Annotated in this window: 21 protein-coding genes; 15 read left to right on the top strand and 6 right to left on the bottom strand. The window is 59.8% G+C overall.

Features of this window, described 5'->3' with window-relative positions; translation table 11 throughout:
• Positions 1 to 107 precede the first annotated feature (107 nt).
• The 4 genes from pgsA (at position 108) to GS614_RS16810 (ending at position 2792) form a co-directional block, all read left to right on the top strand.
• Positions 108 to 776, top strand: coding sequence for a CDP-diacylglycerol--glycerol-3-phosphate 3-phosphatidyltransferase (gene pgsA, locus GS614_RS16825; RefSeq protein ID WP_152456738.1), 669 nt, complete (start codon positions 108 to 110; stop codon positions 774 to 776).
• Positions 777 to 779: 3 nt separating this feature from the next.
• Positions 780 to 1025, top strand: a complete 246-nt coding sequence (gene moaD / locus GS614_RS16820; protein WP_171363514.1) for a molybdopterin converting factor subunit 1 — start codon at positions 780 to 782, stop codon at positions 1023 to 1025.
• Between the two features lie 3 nt (positions 1026 to 1028).
• Positions 1029 to 1472, top strand: coding sequence for a molybdenum cofactor biosynthesis protein MoaE (locus GS614_RS16815; RefSeq protein WP_171363515.1), 444 nt, complete (start codon positions 1029 to 1031; stop codon positions 1470 to 1472).
• Positions 1473 to 1583: 111 nt separating this feature from the next.
• Positions 1584 to 2792 (top strand): PLP-dependent aspartate aminotransferase family protein, encoded by a 1209-nt coding sequence (locus tag GS614_RS16810; protein WP_171726844.1) that lies wholly within the window; start codon positions 1584 to 1586, stop codon positions 2790 to 2792.
• A gap of 21 nt (positions 2793 to 2813) precedes the next feature.
• Here the strand turns inward: GS614_RS16810 and GS614_RS16805 are convergent, their stop codons facing one another.
• The 3 genes from GS614_RS16805 to ubiA all read right to left on the bottom strand — a co-directional run bounded on the left by GS614_RS16805 (position 2814) and on the right by ubiA (position 6100).
• Positions 2814 to 3134, bottom strand: coding sequence for a hypothetical protein (locus tag GS614_RS16805; RefSeq protein WP_117870533.1), 321 nt, complete (start codon positions 3132 to 3134; stop codon positions 2814 to 2816).
• A 1-nt stretch (position 3135) separates the two neighbouring features.
• Complete coding sequence (locus GS614_RS16800; protein ID WP_171726843.1) at positions 3136 to 5073, bottom strand: OmpA family protein; 1938 nt, start codon at positions 5071 to 5073, stop codon at positions 3136 to 3138.
• A 64-nt stretch (positions 5074 to 5137) separates the two neighbouring features.
• Positions 5138 to 6100, bottom strand: a complete 963-nt coding sequence (gene ubiA, locus GS614_RS16795; RefSeq protein ID WP_171171284.1) for a 4-hydroxybenzoate octaprenyltransferase — start codon at positions 6098 to 6100, stop codon at positions 5138 to 5140.
• A 12-nt stretch (positions 6101 to 6112) separates the two neighbouring features.
• On the opposite strand from ubiA, the gene GS614_RS16790 reads away from it, so the two are divergent.
• From GS614_RS16790 to GS614_RS16750, 9 genes are all read left to right on the top strand, one after another.
• Complete coding sequence (locus GS614_RS16790; RefSeq protein WP_171726842.1) at positions 6113 to 6838, top strand: 16S rRNA (uracil(1498)-N(3))-methyltransferase; 726 nt, start codon at positions 6113 to 6115, stop codon at positions 6836 to 6838.
• Complete coding sequence (locus GS614_RS22465; RefSeq protein WP_171171280.1) at positions 6835 to 7680, top strand: GNAT family N-acetyltransferase; 846 nt, start codon at positions 6835 to 6837, stop codon at positions 7678 to 7680. The genes GS614_RS16790 and GS614_RS22465 overlap by 4 nt, the downstream gene beginning before the upstream one ends.
• Complete coding sequence (locus GS614_RS16780; protein WP_171119774.1) at positions 7677 to 8204, top strand: hypothetical protein; 528 nt, start codon at positions 7677 to 7679, stop codon at positions 8202 to 8204. The genes GS614_RS22465 and GS614_RS16780 overlap by 4 nt, the downstream gene beginning before the upstream one ends.
• 66 nt (positions 8205 to 8270) lie before the next feature.
• Positions 8271 to 9641 carry a glutamate--cysteine ligase gene (locus tag GS614_RS16775; protein WP_171726841.1) on the top strand — a complete coding sequence of 457 codons (1371 nt, stop codon included), beginning with the start codon at positions 8271 to 8273 and terminating at the stop codon, positions 9639 to 9641.
• A gap of 70 nt (positions 9642 to 9711) precedes the next feature.
• Complete coding sequence (gene pheS / locus GS614_RS16770; protein ID WP_171726840.1) at positions 9712 to 10785, top strand: phenylalanine--tRNA ligase subunit alpha; 1074 nt, start codon at positions 9712 to 9714, stop codon at positions 10783 to 10785.
• A complete protein-coding gene (locus GS614_RS16765; RefSeq protein WP_171726839.1) occupies positions 10786 to 11193 on the top strand; it encodes a hypothetical protein in 408 nt (135 codons plus the stop codon).
• A gap of 208 nt (positions 11194 to 11401) precedes the next feature.
• Positions 11402 to 12196, top strand: coding sequence for a PHB depolymerase family esterase (locus GS614_RS16760; protein WP_171726838.1), 795 nt, complete (start codon positions 11402 to 11404; stop codon positions 12194 to 12196).
• A 78-nt stretch (positions 12197 to 12274) separates the two neighbouring features.
• Positions 12275 to 14671: a phenylalanine--tRNA ligase subunit beta gene (pheT, locus tag GS614_RS16755; protein WP_171726837.1), complete on the top strand. Its 2397-nt coding sequence runs from the start codon at positions 12275 to 12277 to the stop codon at positions 14669 to 14671.
• A gap of 81 nt (positions 14672 to 14752) precedes the next feature.
• Positions 14753 to 15199, top strand: a complete 447-nt coding sequence (locus GS614_RS16750) for a YtoQ family protein (protein ID WP_171119768.1) — start codon at positions 14753 to 14755, stop codon at positions 15197 to 15199.
• Between the two features lie 50 nt (positions 15200 to 15249).
• On the opposite strand, the gene GS614_RS16745 is transcribed toward GS614_RS16750, so the two are convergent.
• Entirely contained in the window at positions 15250 to 15948 is a 699-nt protein-coding gene (locus tag GS614_RS16745; RefSeq protein WP_171726836.1) for a glutathione S-transferase family protein, read from the bottom strand.
• Positions 15949 to 16209: 261 nt separating this feature from the next.
• Between GS614_RS16745 and GS614_RS16740 the strand changes: the two genes are divergently transcribed.
• Complete coding sequence (locus GS614_RS16740) at positions 16210 to 16971, top strand: mechanosensitive ion channel family protein (RefSeq protein WP_253283973.1); 762 nt, start codon at positions 16210 to 16212, stop codon at positions 16969 to 16971.
• A 189-nt stretch (positions 16972 to 17160) separates the two neighbouring features.
• Here the strand turns inward: GS614_RS16740 and ald are convergent, their stop codons facing one another.
• Positions 17161 to 18279 (bottom strand): alanine dehydrogenase, encoded by a 1119-nt coding sequence (ald, locus tag GS614_RS16735; RefSeq protein ID WP_171726835.1) that lies wholly within the window; start codon positions 18277 to 18279, stop codon positions 17161 to 17163.
• Between the two features lie 135 nt (positions 18280 to 18414).
• On the opposite strand from ald, the gene GS614_RS16730 reads away from it, so the two are divergent.
• A complete protein-coding gene (locus GS614_RS16730) occupies positions 18415 to 18873 on the top strand; it encodes an Lrp/AsnC family transcriptional regulator (RefSeq protein ID WP_152456756.1) in 459 nt (152 codons plus the stop codon).
• Positions 18874 to 18876: 3 nt separating this feature from the next.
• Here the strand turns inward: GS614_RS16730 and GS614_RS22460 are convergent, their stop codons facing one another.
• Complete coding sequence (locus GS614_RS22460; RefSeq protein WP_171363527.1) at positions 18877 to 19716, bottom strand: CPBP family intramembrane glutamic endopeptidase; 840 nt, start codon at positions 19714 to 19716, stop codon at positions 18877 to 18879.
• Positions 19717 to 19987: the final 271 nt, after the last annotated feature.

Here is a 19987-nt window from a genome sequence, read left to right as displayed (position 1 = left end):
GTTCTGAGACGTCGGGCCTGCGGCGCTTTGACCAAGCGCTTTTGAATGATACAGTTTTTTGTCTGATTGGCTTTTCTGTCCCGGACCGGCGATATAGGGTCCAAGCCATGAAGTGGAATTTGCCTAATCTCCTGACCGTCCTGCGCCTGCTGGCCGCGCCTGGGCTGGCAGTCATGTTTCTGTATTTCACCCGTCCCTATGCGGACTGGTTTGCACTGATCCTGTTCCTGTCGGCGGCGATTACCGATTGGTTCGATGGGTATCTGGCCCGCGCATGGAAGCAGGAGACCAAGATCGGAGCGATGCTGGATCCGATCGCCGACAAGGCCATGGTGGTGATCGCGCTTATGATCCTTGTGGGCTATTCGACCGAGCACTGGACGCCGTGGCTAGTCCTTCCCGCAACCGTGATCCTGTTTCGCGAAGTTTTTGTCTCGGGCCTGCGGGAATATCTGGGCGATGTGGCCGGAACGCTCAAAGTCACCAAACTGGCCAAATGGAAGACCACGGCCCAGATGGTCGCCATCGCGGTTCTGTTTTCGCAGGGTATCTTCGAGCACTATGCCGTGATGGCGAGTTTTGGCATGGATGCCGAGCTGGTCGAGCAGATCATTGCGGGTCAGGTCGACGACGTGAACCACCTGCGCCTGAATGTCGATGGCATGTATTGGGCGGGTCAGGTCGGGCTGTGGCTGTTGTGGATTGCGGCAACGCTTACATTGATCACCGGCTATGACTACCTACGTAAAGCCATGCCTCATCTGAAGGAGAGCTAACCGATGGATGTTCTGTATTTCGCCTGGGTGCGCGAACGCATCGGCTTGCCAAAGGAAAAGGTCGAAACGCAAGCGGCCACGGTCAGCGAATTGGTGACTGAACTGAGCGCTCGGGAAGAGCGCTATGCCGCGGCATTTGCCGATCTGTCCGCGCTGCGCGTTGCGTTGGATCAGGAGCTGTCGGATTTCGATGCTCCGCTGGCAGGTGTTCGGGAAGTTGCGTTTTTCCCGCCGATGACGGGTGGTTGACCGATGCGGATCGCGGTTCAGGAAGAGGCATTTGATCTGGGGGCCGAGGCCAATGCCTTTGCCGCCGGGGATGATTCCAACGGCGCCATCGTCACCTTCACCGGCGTTGTGCGTGACCTGTCGAGCGGTGATCTGGATGTGATGGAGATCGAGCACTATCCCGGTATGACCGAACGCGCCCTGACCAAGATCGCCGAAGAGGCGCAGGCGCGTTGGGCATTGGGTGACGTGCTGGTCATACACCGTTTTGGACGCTTGGTTCCGGGGGATCGCATCATGATGGTGGCCACGGCGGCCCCGCATCGCAAGGACGCGTTCGAGGCGGCCGAGTATCTGATGGATTACCTGAAATCCCGCGCGCCATTCTGGAAAAAGGAAATTACCCGTTCCGGCGCCGAATGGGTTGCGGCCAAAGATCAGGACGAAGATGCTCTGACCCGCTGGTAGCGTCGCGCGACCACCCCGGGGTTCTGGAATCCGAGCGGTTTCAATTCTTCTCTGGACGCCGGTTCACGAGCCTGCGCTAAATCTGCGCAAGAGGATCAAGAGGATGGCGGCATGCATGACGGGCTGAGAAACAAGGGCTTAGCGACACGGGCAATCCATGCGGGCGAAGCCCCGGACGCAACCAGCGGTGCGTCTGCGCCGGCCCTGCATATGTCTTCGACATTCGTCACGGATCAGGTGGCGGGGTTTTCGGCCCACGATCTGGAGGAAGAAGCCCCTTATCTTTACGGGCGCTGGGCCAATCCCAACGTCAGGACGCTGGAAGCCAAGATCAGCATGTTGGAAGGCACCGAAGATTGCCTGTGTCTGGCGTCCGGTATGGCGGCGGCCACCGCTATCTTCCTGACGTTCCTGTCTGCCGGGGATCATGTGATCGTTTCCGACGTCTCTTACGCGGGTGTGGCAGAGCTGGCGCGGGACACGCTGCCGCGTCTGGGGATCCATGTCAGCACGGTCAACATGTCCGATCTTTCGGCGGTATCAGCAGCCATCAGGCCGAACACGCGTCTCATCCACACGGAAACACCCGTGAACCCGATCGGTCGACTGACCGACCTAGCATCGGTTTCAACAATTGCCAAAAGCGCGGGGGCGTTGCTGTCCTGCGATGCGACTTTTGCGTCTCCGCTTGGTCAGCCAAGCAAAGAGCTGGGCGTTGATCTGATCATGCATTCGGTGACCAAGTATATCGGCGGGCACGGTGATGCCATCGGTGGTGCGGTGGCCGGGCGAAAGGACCTGATCGCGAAAATCCGCACCGAATCCGCGATCCACCACGGCAGCATCATGTCCCCCTTCAACGCGTGGATGATCGCGCGGGGCATGGCCACTCTGCCGCTGCGGATGACAGCGCATCAGGCGGGTGCCACCGTCGTTGCCGATTGGCTTGAGACACGCGCGCGTGTGACCAGAGTGATCTATCCGGGGCTGAAGTCGCATCCCCAATATGAGCTGGCCCAACAGCAGATGCGCAACACATCCGGCATGATCGCTTTTCAGGTGGGTGATCATGCAACAGGCGAGGCACTGGCCCAGCAGATGATCGATAAACTCCGGATCGTTCACTATGCCGTGTCGCTTGGCCACCATCGCAGTCTGATATTCTGGATGGGAACCGAAGCTTTGATGCAATCGTCCTTCCGATTGGAAGGGGCGCAATTGGCAAGTTACCGGGATTTCGCAGGCGACGGCGTGTTCAGGCTGTCGGTTGGTCTGGAAGACCCCGAAGACCTGATCGCAGACTTGGCGCAGGTCTTGTAAGCCGTCCGGGAAGGCGGTTTCTCAGTCGGCGTTGTTGATCCTACCGCGCATTTCCTCGGCCTCTTGCCGCGCGGCGCGCAGACCGTCCATGGCTGCGGCCAGCTCTGCCTCTGTCTGGGTCAGCTGATTGGTCAACTCGGCTTCACGTTGCTGAAGATAGGTTATGGCCTGATCGCGGGTTTCTTCCGCTTCGTGCAGTTCCTGGCTCATGCGATCCAGATCGGCAACGTCGCTTTGGCGGACGCGGGACAGGCGGTGTGCCAGCCAGTTGGCAAACCAGCCCATGCAGAAGGCCGCAAACAGAATGACGGCTGTGGCGATGATGAATTCGGTTCTGTTCAACTTACTGGTCCTCTGCGTCCGTGTCTGGTGCGGTCGATTCGGTCTGATCCGTTTCAGGCGCGTCGGCCTCAGCCCCAACCTCGGCCTCACCCTCGAGCGCTTCGAGGCCTGTTTCGGAGGCTTCGACCGGCTCGGGACGAATCAGCCGGAACTCGATCCGCCGGTTTGCTTCGCGGCCTTCTTCGGTGTCGTTGTCCGCGATAGGCTGTGTTTCACCGTATCCAACGGCAGTGTAGCTGCTGGTGGGAATGCGCCGCCCGCGCAGCTCGTTCAGAATCGATTGCGCCCGTGCCTGGCTGAGCTGCTGGTTCATCTCTTCGCGGCCCTGGCTGTCCGTATGGCCCTGGATCTCCAGCCGGATCGGCCCGCAGTCACGCAGGATGTCGGCGATCTGGTTCACCGTATCGCGCGAGTCGGATGCGATCGTCGCTGATCCGGGTTCGAACGCAATTTTGCTGACGGATTGAATTTCGGCGATCTGCGCTTCGCAGACTTCAGGATCGGGCAGCGCGTCTTCGGGCTCTGGCGGAGGCTGATAGGTGATCGTCAGAGTGAATTCCTGCCCTTCGCCCAGCTTGTCCGACAACTGACCTGCGATACGGGCTTTGGCATCCTCTTCATGGCTGAGGCCGGTCAGTTCGACCGAGCCTGGTGTTACGGTCAAGGCCCCGTTGTGAAGCTGGGCCAACGCCTCGAGGCCGGCCAGAACACGCACCGGCCAATCTGCCGGAAGCCCCGGCGCGATGCGGGTCGCGGTATAGACCTGATCCGAGCCGAAGGCCGCGCGGGCATAGCTGTCGACCATGTCCCGCAACGTTTCATCCCCCAGGCGCCCTCGCAGTTGCACAAGCCCTTCGGGGCTGCGGGTCGCCGAGAACTCGACGGGTCCGGTCTGTTCGCTGGTTTCAGGTTCCGGCAGCACAGCATGCAGGGCAAAGACCTGAGGCAACGCTGTTTCAAGTTCACCTACAACCCGGTCGAACAAGGCTGGATCCGTGCCTTGCGCCGCAACCAGGGTGATGTCCGCATCCGACATCGTGACCGAGCCTTTGCCGATTCTGGCCAGTGCCTGAATGCTCTTCTCGGCGGCTTCGGGCCAGCGTGGCGAGGGCTCGCCCAGACCGATGGTGCAGGAATATGTTCCCGACAAGCCGGCATCGCGCGCAGCGGTCACGATCCGGTCGCGTGCCTTTGCATCCTGTGCCGAACAGGCGTCAAATTGCCCACCGTCTTCGTTGATCAGAAAACGCAGCGTAAAGGGCGTTATGACGGGACGAGGTGCCGAGATCGCCAGCCCGATCCGCAGGCTGGGCGGCGCGGCGCGGGTCAGATCGCGTTCGAGACGTTGTTTTTCCTGTTGGCTGTCCGCAATGGCGGTGATTTTGACCAAATCGGCGTTTGCGGAAATTTTGGCACGCGGCAGGCTCGCCAGCGCCTCGATGGCATATGATATCGCGGCATCCCAACCATCGGGCTTGGGGTAATCCGCGGTTTCCATCAGGTCCGAAACCGCGATGTTGGGGTCGAGGTTGCCCAGCCTTCTGATCAGGTCATCTCTGTCTTCGCTGGCGGGGATCAAGCCGATGATAGATATGCCGCGATCGTTGCGCAGAATTTCCGCCGAAAAGCGCGGCGGCGCCAGGGCAGAGGTCGCTTCGACCTCCATTTCATCGATTACACGGGACGCATCGACCTCGGTTCCGGCTGCGGTCAGTGCGTTGAATCGTGTCGCCTCATCGGGTGCAATCCCGGTCAGGACCACGCGCAAGCCGTCTGACTCGACCTCGGCCCAGTCGTGTCCTTTGAGATCAAGCGCCCGGCGCACGGCGAATTCCGATGTTTCTTCGATCTTTGTGACGGCATAGCTGGCTGCCAAAAGCGACAGCCCGGCTGACACAAGAAAGATCAGGGAAACAACGATAAAATACGGCAGACGCATGTTTGGGTTTGACACTCCTCAGGCGGTTGGGCCGATCTTTACAGGCCGCGTTCAGCAGGTGCAATCAGAGCAACAGGGCGACGCAGAGGAAGATCAGCGGAATCAAGCCAGTGTCGCGGTTGAGCCTGAACAATTGCAACAGCCTGGCATTGTCTTCGATGTCCAGCGCGCGGAGTTGCCACATCATGTGCCAGCCCATTGCCCAAGGCCCACAGAGCGCAACGCCCAATGCCAGCATCGAGGCATCCGGCACCCCTGCATCGACGATGGCCAGCCCCATCAGCGACACGGTCGCCACCAAAAAGTACTTCAGCCACCGCGCTGTATCAGCTCCGAACAGACGAGCGGTTGATTTGATGCCGATCAGTTCGTCATCCTCGGCATCCTGATGCGCATAGATTGTATCGTAGAACAGGGTCCACGCGATTCCAGACAGGTAAAGCGTCACCGCAGGCCATCCCACGGAACCGCTATGCGCCGCCCAGGCCAGAAGGGCGCCCCAGTTGAAGGCCAGCCCCAGAAACACCTGAGGCCACCAGGTAAACCGTTTGGCAAACGGATAGATCGTCACGGGCAGCAGGGACAGAACACCCATTGCGATCGCCGCCTGATTGAAGCTGAGAAGGATGCCAAGCGCCAGAATGCATTGCAGGACCATCCAGACCGCGGCCTGCCGGACACTGACCTGACCCGAAGGAATCGGGCGCGAGCGTGTGCGTTCGACCTGCCCGTCGAATTCCCGATCCGTAATGTCATTCCACGTGCAACCGGCGCCCCGCATCAGGAAGGCCCCAAATGCGCATCCCATGGCGATCCACAGATCTTCCCAACGCGGCTGCCCATCATGCAGGATCGCCAGAGCCAGCCCCCACCAACAGGGAATCAGCAGCAGCCATGTCCCGATGGGTCGGTCCGCGCGGCTGAGGCGCAGATAGGGGCGGGCAAAGGCCGGGGCACGGGTGTCGACCCAGTTGCCGCTGACGGCATCGGCGACTTGACCATCTGGTGTTGGGGCATTGCCTTGCATATGTAGGGTCTCATGAGTGCGAAGATCAGACTGTATGTAGAGCAGCCCTTGGGTCAGGGGCAATCGGTTCCTTTGACGCGCGACCAGGCGCACTACCTCTTTGGTGTCATGCGCCTTGCGGTCAAAGGGCAGGTCGCCCTGTTCAACGGGCGGGACGGAGAGTGGTTGGCCGAAGTCTCCGAGGCGGGAAAACGCGGCGGGAAGCTGACCTGTATCGAACAGACGAAACCGTTGCAGTTGCCACCGGATCTGTGGTTCCTGTTCGCGCCCATAAAAAAGGCCCGCACCGATTTCATCGTGGAAAAAGCCGCCGAAATGGGCGCGGCGCGTATCCTTCCTGTTCAGACCGAGTTCACCAATTCCGAACGCATTCGTCAGGACCGCCTGCAGGCCCATGCGGTCGAGGCGACCGAGCAGTGCGGCGGAACCTTCGTGCCCGAGGTTGCCGATTTGCAGCGGTTGGATCGGCTGCTGGATGCATGGCCTGAAGATCGTCAACTGATGTTCTGCAACGAAGCCGAGGTTGGATCGGCCCTGCGACTGGCCGCCAATGAAAAAGGACGGCCCTGGGCGATTCTCATCGGCCCGGAAGGCGGGTTTTCGGACCAGGAACGCGCGCGTCTGACAGGGTTGCCATTCGCGCATGTGGTCAGCCTTGGCCCTCGTATCCTGCGGGCCGACACGGCAGCGGTGGCTGCATTGACCATGTGGCAGCAGACGCTGGGGGATTGGGCGTGATCCAAGAAGCCTCGCCGTCTGATGCCCCGGCCATTGAGGCGTTTTTGGCCAAACATCCCGATACTTCCATGTTTCTGCGCAGCAACCTGTTGGCGCACGGGATTGGATTTGGAGACGATGACCACTCTACCCGGTTCTTCATTTGGGGGCAGGATCGCATCCAAGGCGTATTCGGCCTGACCAAAAAGGGCTACCTGATGGCGCAACTGCCCGATTGTTCGCCAGAGGCCGCTCAGGCATTTGCGGGCCGGATCGCAGGTCAGACCGTACTGGGCATGACAGGGGCTGCACAACAGGTTGAGATGATATTGGACGCGCTAGGGCTTGGACAGACCGGTTATCGCCTGCATCATGATGAACCCCTGTACCGCCTGGATCTGGGCGAAATCCCAGAGGCACTGATTCCATTTCGCGCCCTGTCCGAAGCAGACCGGCCGTTACTGACGCGTTGGTTTGCGGATTACTTCGAGGATACCGACCAGGCCAAAGGGCACGAGGCACGTGAAATGGCCTCCGATCGGATCACCACCGATATTCAATCAGGCAGGGCGATTGTCATGCTGGAAGACGACGCCCCCGTAGCCATGGCCGCCATCAATGCATCAGTCCGGGATCAGGTTCAGGTCGGCGGTGTATTTGTGCCGCGCGAGAACAGAAACTGTGGACTCGGGCGCAAGGTCACAACGGCTGTGCTGCAAAAGGCGAGGACCGAGGGCGCGAACACGGCCATCCTGTTCGCCAACAATCCACCTGCCGCGCGAGCCTATGAGACGATGGGGTTCCAGCAGATCGGCTGGTATCGGATCGCCCTGTTGCAAACACCACAAAAGGTGCTGTCATGAGTTTCATCCGACCCGAGGCCAAACTCGCCCTGTGGCGCTGGCGCGAAGTGCTGGTAGCCGGGTTTGTCCTGATCCTCGGTCTCAGCTGGATCAACGGGCCCGGTGGTCTGCTGGGGTGGATCGGCTGGCTGCTTGTCGCTGTCGCAATAGCCCTAGCGGTGATCGGGGTGCAGCGCGCGCGGTTCAGAACCGGCACTGGCGGACAGGGTGTCGTGACCGTCGATGAAGGTCAGATCACCTATTTCGGCCCACTGGATGGCGGCATCATCGCCACGCGCGAGATTGAGCGGCTGGCGCTCGATCCGACCTCGACGCCGGCGCATTGGGTGTTGGAACAACCGGGTCAGGCGGTGCTTCACATTCCTGTGAATGCGGAAGGGGCCGAGGCGCTGTTCGATGTCTTCTCGGCGCTTCCGGGCCTGAAAACCGAGCATATGCTGGCCGAACTGAACGGTGGATCGGCCCATCCGGTCGTGATTTGGGAGCGTACGCCCTCGCGCCCTCCACACCTTCGGCTGCATTGACACCGGCGCGGTTTGCCCCCACGACTGGCCAAAAGACAGACACATCAGGATCGGAGCACGGGTCTCATGTCCATCCCCCAGTCCGGCGGCGGACCAATCGAACGCCACGAGCAATTGGCCGAATATCTGGAGTCGGGCTGCAAGCCCAAGGCAGACTGGCGCATCGGCACCGAGCATGAGAAATTCGGCTACTGCAAGGACACGCTGAAACCGTTGCCCTTCGAGGGCACCCGTTCGATTGTGGCGGTGTTGGAGGGCCTGCGTGACCGGCACGGTTGGGCCGAAGTCCGCGAAGCGGGTCATCTGATTGGTCTGGAAAAGGACGGCGCCAATGTCAGCCTGGAGCCGGGCGGCGCGCTGGAGCTGTCGGGTGCTCCGCTCGAGACCATCCACGAAACCTGCGATGAGGTGAACACCCACCTGCGTGAGGTGAAGGACATCGCAGATGAGATCGGCGTGGGTTTCATCGGTCTGGGCGCGGCACCGACCTGGACACATGAGGAAATGCCGTTGATGCCCAAGGGGCGTTACCGGCTGATGAACGACTATATGGAAAAGGTCGGCACCATGGGCCGCGCCATGATGCGGCGGACCTGCACGGTTCAGGTCAACATTGATTTCGGGTCCGAGGCCGACATGGTGCAGAAACTGCGCGTGGCGCTGGCCTTGCAGCCGGTGGCAACGGCGTTGTTTGCGAACTCGCCCTTTTTCGAAGGCAAGGTAAATGGCCAGAAAAGCTGGCGCAGTTACATCTGGCGGCATCTGGACGATGCGCGTACGGGCATGCTGCCTTTCGTGTTCGAAGACGGCTTTGGGTTCGAGCGCTATGTGCAATATGCGCTCGATGTGCCGATGTATTTTGTCTATCGCGACGGCCAGTATATCAATGCGCTGGGCATGTCTTTCCGCGACTTCCTGAAAGGCGAACTGCCCGCCCTGCCGGGGGAAACGCCCACGCTCAGCGATTGGGCCGACCACCTGACCACCGCCTTCCCCGAGGCGCGGATCAAGAAATTCATGGAAATGCGCGGGGCCGATGGCGGCCCATGGCGGCGCCTGTGTGCCTTGCCCGCCTTCTGGGTTGGCCTGACTTACGATCAGCCGGCCCTGGACGCGGCCTGGGATCTGGTCAAAGGCTGGGACACCGAGACCCGCGAGGCGCTGCGTGTCGCGGCTGCCAAAGACGGTCTGCAAGCGAAAGTCGGCACCATCAACATGCACGATCTGGCGCGTGAGGTTGTGGCGATCTCCGAAGCCGGCTTGAAAGCCCGCGCCTATCCCGGTGCCGGTGGCCTGGTGCCGGACGAGACCCATTTCCTCAACGCGCTCAAGGACAGCATCCAAAGCGGGAAAGTGCCTGCGGATGAGTTGCTGGAACACTACAACGGCGACTGGAACGGTGATCTGACCCGGATTTTCCCCGAATACAGCTATTGATCCGCCCGGTCCCGCTTGCATTCGCGGGGCTGGCCCGATAGCAGGTTGGCGACCAAATTCAGAGGGCGTCATGGACGATCTTAAGGCAAAATATCTGGGCCAAATCGCCGAGGCAGGCGACGAGAACGCGCTTGAGGCGATCCGTGTCGCCGCCGTGGGCAAAAAAGGCGAGGTCGCGCTGAAGATGCGCGAGTTGGGTAAAATGACGCCCGAGGAACGCCAGGTGGCAGGCCCAGCGCTGAATGCCCTGAAGGATGAGATCAACGCGGCCCTGTCCGCCAAAAAGGCCGCTTTGGCCGACGCCGCGCTGGATGAGCGTCTGCGCACCGAATGGCTGGACGTCACCCTGCCGACCCGCCCGCGCCGTCAGGGCTCGATCCACCCGGTCAGCCAGGCGACCGAGGAACTGACCGCGATCTTTGCCGAACTGGGCTTTTCGGTGGCCGAAGGGCCGCGGATCGAGGATGACTGGTACAATTTCGACGCGCTGAACATCCCCGGCCACCACCCAGCGCGGGCCGAGATGGACACGTTCTATATGCACCGCGCCGAGGGCGATAACCGTCCGCCGCATGTGCTGCGGACCCATACGTCTCCGGTGCAGATCCGCTCGATGGAGAAACAGGGCGCGCCGATCCGCGTGATCTGTCCGGGCGGCGTCTATCGCGCCGACTATGATCAGACGCACACGCCGATGTTCCATCAGGTCGAAGGGCTGGCCATCGACAAGGACATCTCGATGGCGAACCTGAAATGGGTTCTGGAAGAGTTCGTGAAGGCGTTCTTTGAGGTCGACGATGTCGAACTGCGCTTCCGCGCCTCGCACTTCCCCTTCACCGAGCCGTCGGCCGAGGTCGATATCCGCTGTTCGTGGGATAACGGTCAGCTGAAGATCGGTGAGGGCGACGACTGGATGGAGATTCTGGGCTCGGGCATGGTCCACCCCAAGGTGATCGCCGCCGGTGGCATCGACCCCGAGGTCTATCAGGGCTTTGCCTTCGGCATCGGTATCGACCGTCTGGCGATGCTGAAATACGGCATTCCCGATCTGCGGGCCTTCTTTGACAGCGATCTGCGGTGGTTGAGGCACTACGGGTTTGCGGCGCTGGATATGCCGAACCTGCATGGGGGACTTAGTCAGTAGATGCTTGGCTGGCTGTTTGGGAAAAAAGGCGATGGTGGTCGGCAATCGACGCGCCGAATAAAGCTAGATGGCGACGGTTCATACAGCCAAGAGATCGTGGGCGAGTCATTTTATCAGAGCGCCCTGGAGCAGATCGCGGGACCTAAGGCTGAGGATGAAAAAGAGTTTCTTTGTGTCGCTGTCCTAATCTGCGAATCCGACAATCCGCATGATGAAAACGCGGTTGCTGTTACGATTAATGGCAAAAAAGTAGGTCACTTATCGCGCGATGACGCGGTTTCTTGGCGACGAATGCTAAAGAAAAGGCTGGGCTACTTGCCAGAAGTGGAACTGGATGCTGTAATTGTAGGCGGGTGGGACGACGGCATCAGCGAAGGTCACTACGGTGTAAAGCTTGACCTCGGATAGGCGGTGCCTTCTAAAGCCCAGAGTTTCCAATAAGGTTCCGATGCGGTCTTGCGATGGCGCGGCTTGGGGGTTTGGTTGGATGTAGGGCGTAGGGCGGGTTTCAACCCGCCTTGCGTGACGGATGAGTGCCGGGCTGAAGCCCGGCCTACGCTTGGCCTACACCGATATGTTATGTGACAGCGGGGAAAGTCTCGTTAGGGTCGGGCGCATGATGTATCGACTGCTCTGCCTTCTGCTGCTGACCGCTACCCAAGCCGCTGCCGTGGACATATGCCACGGTGATATTGCCTGTGAGGTCGGCGACCGCTCGTACCATGTGCTGGAACCCGATGGATGGGACGGCGAAACGCCTCTGCCTGTGTTGCTGCATTTCCACGGCTGGGCGCGGCAGGGCGACGTGGTGGTGAACCATGAGCGTATCGCGGGCGCGACCAAGCTGCGGGGTGTGTTGCTGGTGGCGCCGAACGGGCTGGGCAAAAGCTGGGATTTCTGGACGTCCGAGACCGGCGATGTGCCCTTTGCCGATGCGGTGCTGGAAGACGTCGCCAAGCGCTATCCGGTTGATCCGGACCGCATCTATGTCTCGGGATATTCCTTCGGCGGCGCGATGGCGTGGCGCTATGTCTGCCAGTCGGGCAATGACATTGCCGCCCTGCTGGCCGTTGCGGGCAGCATCCGCCAGACCGAAGATTGCCCCGAAGCCCCGCGCGAGGTGCGCCATGTGCACGGGCTGGACGACACGGTGATGGATTTCCCCTTTGGGCCGGGCGGCGACACGACCTATCCGGTGGCGCTGTGGCGCGAGAAATACAACTGCAACGGTGCCACCCCGCGCGCGGATTGGAGCGTGAGACCGTTCCTGACGCTCAGCCGGGTGGAATGGGCCGATTGTGCGCAGGGGCAGGTGGTGCTGGACACCCATCCGGGCGGGCATTTCATCCCGCATGGCTGGATCGGGTGGCAATTGGACGAGCTTTTGGGCCGCACCCCCACTTATCCGTGACCTGCAGCGCTTGCACCTTGGCGCATTCTTTGTCATTGCCTGTGCCGACTGGATGTTTGCCAAAAAAGGCCCCGAGCAATGAAATTCACTCTGTCCTGGCTGAAAGACCACCTCGACACCGATGCGTCGGTTGATGAGATCACTGAGGCGCTGACCGACCTTGGCCTTGAGGTCGAGGAGGTCATCAACCCGGCTGACAAGCTCAAGGACTTTACGCTGGGCTATGTGAAACACGCGGAAAAACACCCTGACGCCGACAAGCTGCGTGTCTGCAAGGTGGACACGGATGAAGGCGAGTTGCAGATCATCTGCGGCGCGCCCAACGCCCGCGAAGGGATCACTGTCGTCGTCTGCAAGCCGGGCATGTATATCCCCGGTCTGGACCTGACGATCAGCGTCGGCAAGATCCGCGGCGTCGAAAGCTTTGGCATGATGGCGTCCGAGCGCGAGCTGGAATTGTCGGACGAACATGACGGCATCATCGAATTGCCCTCGGGCGAGGTCGGTGACAGGTTCGTTGATTGGCTTGCCGAGAATGACCCATCGAAAGTCGATCCCGTGATCGAGATCGCGATCACTCCGAACCGGCCCGATGCGCTGGGCGTGGAAGGCATCGCGCGTGATCTGGCGGCGCGTGGGATCGGCACTCTGAAACAGCGCGACTACGTGCCGGTGCCCGGTGATTTCGAAAGCCCGATCAAAGTATCGATTGACGAGGACACGCTGGATGGCTGCCCGCATTTCACGGGCCGCCTTATCAAGGGCGTCAAGAACGGCCCCAGCCCGCAGTGGTTGCAGGATCAGTTGAAGGCGATCGGGCTGCGTCCGATTTCGGCGCTGGTGGATATCACCAACTATATGACCTTTGACCATAACCGCCCGCTGCATGTGTTTGACGCGGACAAGGTGCAGGGCAACCTTCGCGTTCATCGCGCCAAAGGCGGTGAAACCCTGGTGGCGCTGGACGAGAAGGAATACACCATTCAGCCCGGCATGATGGTTATTTCAGATGACAAAGGCCCGGAATCCATCGCAGGCATCATGGGCGGTCAGGAAACCGGCTGCACCGAGGATACGGTGAATGTGTTCCTGGAAAGCGCGTTCTGGGATCATGTGCAGATCGCGCTGACGGGTCGGGCGCTGAAAATCAATTCAGACGCGCGGTACCGGTTCGAACGCGGCGTGGACCCTGAATACACGCTGGAAGGGCTCGAGCACGCAACCCAGTTGATTCTGGACATCTGCGGCGGCGAAGCGTCCAAAGTGGTCGAGGCGGGCAAAGCGCCGAACCACGCGCGTGCGTACAAGCTGGATGCCGAACGGGTGCAGTCTCTGGTCGGGATGGACATTCCCGAAAGCGAGCAGCGTCAGACGCTGACCCGTCTGGGTTTCCGTCTGGAAGGCGAAATGGCCCACGTGCCAAGCTGGCGCCCCGATATCATGGGTGAGGCCGATCTGGTGGAAGAGGTCGCACGGATCGCCTCGTTGACCAAGTTGCAGGGCAAGCCCTTGCCGCGTGTCACCGATGGTATTCCCAAGCCGGTGATGACACCGACTCAGCGCCGCCAGTCCATGGCGCGCCGCACCTGCGCCGCGCTGGGTTACAACGAATGCGTCACCTATACGTTCATCGATCAGGCTTCGGCTGCTTTGTTCGGTGGCGGGGATGACGCGACCATGCTTGAAAATCCGATCTCGTCCGAGATGAGCCACATGCGCCCGGATCTGCTGCCCGGGTTGTTGCAAGCCGCGGCGCGCAATCAGGCACGCGGATATGCCGACGTCGCCCTGTTCGAAGTTGGCCCTGTTTTCCACGATGGCGAACCCGGCGACCAGAAAACCCAGATCGCCGGCCTGCTGGTTGGCCGCAACGGCCCCAAAGATGTGCACGGGGCCTCGCGCCCGGTGGATGTCTTTGATGCCAAGGCGGATGCCGAGGCCGTTCTTGCGGCGATCGGAGCACCGGCCAAGGTACAGGTTCTGCGCGACGGCGATGCCTGGTGGCATCCGGGTCGTCACGGCAAGATTTGTCTGGGTCCCAAAAAGGTGCTGGGTGTTTTTGGTGAGCTGCACCCGCGCGTGTTGCAGGTGATGGATATCAAGGGTCCGGCAATGGCCTTTACGATCTGGCCCGACGAGGTTCCCTTGCCCCGCAAGTCCGGTGCCACACGTGCCGCATTGGAATTGCGTGACTTGCAAGCGGTTGAACGTGACTTTGCCTTTGTCGTTGATGAAAACGTCGAGGCGCTGACATTGGTGAACGCGGCGGCAGGTGCCGACAAAGCGCTGATCGAAGATGTGCGTGTCTTTGACGAATTCATCGGTGGCAGCCTGGGTGAAGGTAAAAAATCGTTGGCCATAACGGTACGTTTGCAGCCAACAGAGCAGACGCTGAAGGAAAAGGACATCGAAGCGGTGGCCGAAAAGATCATCGCCAAAGTCTCCAAGGCGACCGGCGGTGTTCTGCGGGGCTGATGCAGGGCCGCCTCTGGCGGGAGTATTTCAGAAAAGATGAAGGGGCGGTGGCGCCCTTTCCGTGTTTACGGAGGACGAAAGATGCTGAACGTGTACCTCTCTGGCGAAATCCACACCGATTGGCGCGAACAGATCATCGACGGCGCGCAGGGGTTGGACATCACATTCAACAGCCCGGTGACGGACCACGCGGCAAGCGACGATTGCGGCGTTGCCATTCTGGGGGAAGAGCCGAACAAGTACTGGCATGACCATAAGGGTGCGATGGTCAACGCGATCCGGACCCGCAAGGGCATTTCGGATGCTGACGTTGTGGTTGTCCGGTTTGGCGACAAGTACAAACAGTGGAACGCGGCTTTTGATGCGGGCTATGCCGCAGCGCTGGGCAAATCCATCATCGTGTTGCACGGCCCCGAGCATCAGCACGCGTTGAAAGAAGTGGATGCAGCCGCGCTGGCCGTGGCGGAAAAGCCCGCGCAGGTTGTCGAAATCCTGCGGTATGTGCTGACGGGTGCACTGCCGGGCTGAGTTTTTCAATGCGGGTGCCGGTTTCGGCACCCTGTCAATCGCGAAACAGATCAAGCGCGTGCGGGTATGGCCTTGCCGCGCTGCACCGCCGGGCGTTGCATGAAACGGTCGACATAGGCGACGACATTGGCGTAGCCGTCCCAGCCAACAACCTCTTTCGCGCCGTAGAAGTCCAAAGCATTCAACCAGGGGGCAAGCGCGATATCCGCGATGGAGTAATCGCCGGCGATCCAGTCTTTCCCTTCCAGTTGCGTGTTGACCACGTTCAAAAGGCGTTTGGCCTCGTTGACATAGCGTTCGCGCGGTCGGGGGTCTTCGATTTCGCTGCCCGCGAATTTGTAGAAGAAGCCAAGCTGGCCGAACATCGGCCCTACGCCCCCCATTTGGAACATCAGCCATTGTGTAATGCGATGCTTGTCTGCTGCGCTTTGTCCCAGCAACTTGCCTGATTTCTCGGCCAGATACAGCAGGATTGCCCCGCTTTCGAACAGGGCCAGCGGCTTGTCGTCCGGCCCGTTGGGATCGATGATGGCTGGGATTTTGTTGTTTGGGTTCAGCGACAGAAACTCGGGGCTTTTGACATCCGCATCCGATAGCGTCACCAGATGGGGCTCATAGGGCAGGCTGGTTTCCTCCAGCATAATCGATGCCTTTACGCCGTTTGGAGTCGGATAGGAATACAGTTGAATCTTGTCCGGGGATTGCGCGGGCCAGCGCGCCATGATCGGATGAGGTTTGTTGTCCAGCATTGGGGGCTCCTGTTTGGCTGTCCCTGTAAAAGCTAGGGGCCACGCCTGATTTATATAAGCCCTTGGCGATGTGCATTTCCGGTCAGGCCGTGTTTTCTGGCGAACAAAGGGGAAATCAAACGAAACTCGCACCTAGACCGGAGGCCAAACTTGGCTCACAATCTGGTGACCCCCGCGAAAACCTCGCGGGTTTCTTGCTGTTGAAAGGAGATGGGCGTGGATGAGGTCGTAACACAGGTGGGCGCATTTGCCCCGCTGATCATGAGTGCCGTCAAGGCGCTTGTCGTTCTGATCCTGGGCTGGATCGTGGCTGGTGCAATCGGGGGCATGGTGCGCCGCCGGATCAATTCGACGCCGCATATTGATCCGACGCTTGGGAACTTTTCGGCAAGCCTGGTCAAATGGGCCATTCTCGCCATGGTTCTGGTTGCCGTTCTGGGCATCTTCGGAATTGAAGCCACCAGCATCGTCGCCATTCTGGGTGCCGCGTCTCTGGCTATCGGCCTGGCGCTTCAAGGCACGCTCAGCGATCTGGCGGCCGGTGTGATGCTGGTTGTCTTCCGGCCTTACAAGCTGGGTCAATTCGTTGATATCGGCGGCACGTCAGGCACCGTAAAGGACCTGAACCTGTTCACCACCGAACTGGTGACGCCGGACAACGTGCAGATCATCGTTCCGAACGGTCAGGCATGGGGCTCGATCATCACGAACTACTCTGCCCATGACACGCGTCGTGTCGATCTGGTATTCGGAATCGACTATGGTGACAGCGCGGACAAAGCCATGCAGATCATTCTGGATGTGGCCAAAGCGGATAGTCGCATTCACAGCGACCCGGAACCCTGGGTTCGGGTTACGAACCTGGGTGACAGCTCGGTGGATCTGACGGCACGGCTGTGGTGCTCGGCGCCAGACTATTGGGATGTCAAATTCGAGCTGACGAAAACGATCAAGGAAGCCTTTGACGACAAGGGTATTTCGATCCCTTACCCTCATTCGGTGGAAATCCAGAAACAGGGGTGACGGCTCCCGCCCGTCGATCGGGCATTCGAAAATGCCCTCCTCCCGTTAGGCCGGGTACCGCGCAAGGGCGCGGTGCCCTTTTCTTTGTTCAAACCATCGCTTTGGGTCCGACCGCGCCACGCCTGTGGCGTGGCGCTATGCCCAACGCTGGAGATCGCTTTTCAAAAGCGATTTCAGGGGCGGGAGCGGTTACGACTTGACGATCACGTTGGGCGAGACGACGTCGATACCAAGGGCCTTGCCGACCGCATAGTAGGTCAGCTTGCCAGCGTGGATGTTCAGACCTTCCAGCAGATGCGGATCGTCCTGACACGCCTGTTTCCAGCCTTTGTCCGCCAGAGACAGCATGAACGGCATCGTGGCGTTGCCCAGGGCGATGGTCGAGGTGCGCGCCACTGCGCCCGGCATGTTGGCAACGCAGTAATGCATGATGCCGTCGACGTCGTAGATCGGGTCGGCATGGGTGGTGGCTTTCGACGTCTCGAAGCACCCGCCCTGATCGATGGCAACATCGACAAGTACGGCACCGGGTTTCATCGTCGACAACTGGGCGCGCGAGACAAGTTTTGGGGCCGCAGCGCCGGGGATCAGAACGGCACCGATGACCATATCGGCATCCTGGATCAGCTCGGCCGTGGCACCCGCCGTCGAATACTGGTTTTTGAAGGTTCCGCCAAAGACGTCGTCCAGATAACGCAGCCGCGGCAAGGAGCGATCCAGAACGGTGACATCCGCGCCCATTCCGGCAGCGATCTTCGCCGCATGGGTCCCAACGACGCCGCCGCCAATTACGACCACTTTGGCAGGGCCGACACCGGGTACGCCACCCATCAGAACGCCGCGCCCGCCATTGGCCTTTTGCAGCGTCCACGACCCGACCTGAGGGGCCAGACGACCGGCGACTTCGGACATCGGTGCCAGCAGGGGCAGGCCGCCGTTCGCATCGGTCACAGTCTCATAGGCGATTGCGGTGCAACCCGATTCCAGCAGGTCATGCGTCTGGTCCGGGTCCGGAGCCAGGTGCAGATAGGTGAACAGCAACTGCCCTTCACGCAGCATCTTGCGTTCCACGGCCTGGGGTTCCTTGACCTTGACGATCATGTCGGCGGTAGCAAACACCTCTTCCGCAGTGTCGATGATACGTGCGCCAGCCGCGACATAGGCGTCGTTGTCAAATCCAGCGCCGATGCCTGCGCCGGATTCGATCAGAACTTCGTGACCACGTGCAACTGCTTCCTGAGCAGCATTGGGCGTCATCCCGACGCGGAATTCCTGGGGTTTGATTTCCTTGGGGCAACCGATTTTCATGGGGTTCTCCGTACATAAACTGCTTAAATTATGTGCATTTCGCAGTGCAATTTCTGTGAAAGAAAACGTGTCAGTACATTTTTCTTTGGAAGAATATCGCGTAATATACAAAAACCTTGCAAAGGAATTGCATAAATGAGCTTGGATACGACTGATCGCAAGATTCTGGCGGCATTGCAAAAAAACGGTAGGATGTCGAATTCGGAATTGTCTGAACAGGTCAACTTGTCTCCGTCGGCTTGCCACCGGCGTGTTCAGCGGCTGGAGGTTGAAGGCTACATTCGCAACTACGTGGCGCTGCTGGATGCGCGGAAGATGAACGTGCCGACAACGGTCTTTGTCGAAATCACGCTACAGGGTCAGGCCGAAGAGGTTCTGGATGCGTTTGAAAAGGCGGTGGCCCGGATACCGGATGTGCTGGAATGCCATCTGATGGCCGGTACGGCGGATTACATTCTGAAAGTTGTGGCGGAAAACACCGAAGATTTCGCCCGCATCCATCGGCAATACCTGTCGCGCCTGCCCGGGGTGGCGCAAATGCAAAGCTCGTTTGCCTTGCGTACCGTGTTCAAGACCACAGCCTTGCCCGTCTAATTGTCATAAAGGTCCGGGATAGGTGAACAGAAAAAGGTGGGTCAGGTTGAACCCAAAATGCATCATCACAGGCACCCACAGGCGTCTGGTTGCATAGTATCCCAATCCGCAGGCCAGCCCGAGAATGGAAGCAAAAACCACCAGCGCCGGACCCCCGGCGACATGGGCCAGCCCGAACAGCAGACTGGCTGCTATTACACTGCCAACGTCCCCCAGGCGCGGGGCGATGGCCGATTGCAGATAGCCTCGAAAGAAGGCTTCTTCCGTCAGGCAGGTCAGAAACAGGTTGGACAGGGCAAATACCAGCCACCAAGGCGGGACAGTAAATTCCGGCTGTACCGCGCCGAAGGAAAGCCCCAACAGAAACAGCCCCGGCAGGAGCAGCAACCCTGCCAGCAAAGCCGTGCGTTTGATCTGCGTTTTGCCGCGCAGCATCCGGGGCCAGGCCAGAAGAACGGCAAAGAAGACCATCGGTTTGTCCAGGTTCAGATGCAGGGTGAAACTGGCGCTTCCCGTACCCGCCTGTACCTGATCCAGAATTTTCAAATTTTCGAATCCCGGCAGCAGATGTGCACCCATCACCAGACACCACAGGATCAACAACAGGTGTCCGGCGACAGCAGGCCATCCTTTCAGATGGGGCAGCAACGAAGCTCCGACCAGACCAATGGCCACCGCGGCGATCGCCATGGGTGACATCAATCCTGTCGCCGAGGCAATGCTGATGAACAAAACCAGCAACGACAAGCCGATGCCTGTCCGCCGGGCCAGCACCATCAATTGCGCTGATATCAGAACAAGCCAGGGCCAGATAATGGGCATCACGGAAAGAAGGAATGTCACAATCGCCTCGTCTTTGTCATGCGCACCGTGATGCCGCACCAAAACGAGGCAATGCAAGCATCCGTGGCCAAGCGCAACGCATTGCGTCAATTCAGACGCTTGTATCCCGCGGGACAGATGTACAAATTCAGGTGAAAGATCATATTCTCGCGCTGGACCTGATTTGCAGGCACGACAACGGCCGCAGGACTCGTGACCCTAGCATCAATTTATCTGGTGGCATCAGGTTGTTACACGGGCTCGATATGGTCCGAACCCGAAGACCGAGAAG

Origin of the sequence: Ruegeria sp. HKCCD6604, from assembly GCF_013110635.1 — a bacterium.
In the GTDB taxonomy this organism is placed as follows: Bacteria; Pseudomonadota; Alphaproteobacteria; order Rhodobacterales; family Rhodobacteraceae; genus Ruegeria.
This window is presented reverse-complemented; position numbering and strand designations above follow the sequence as displayed.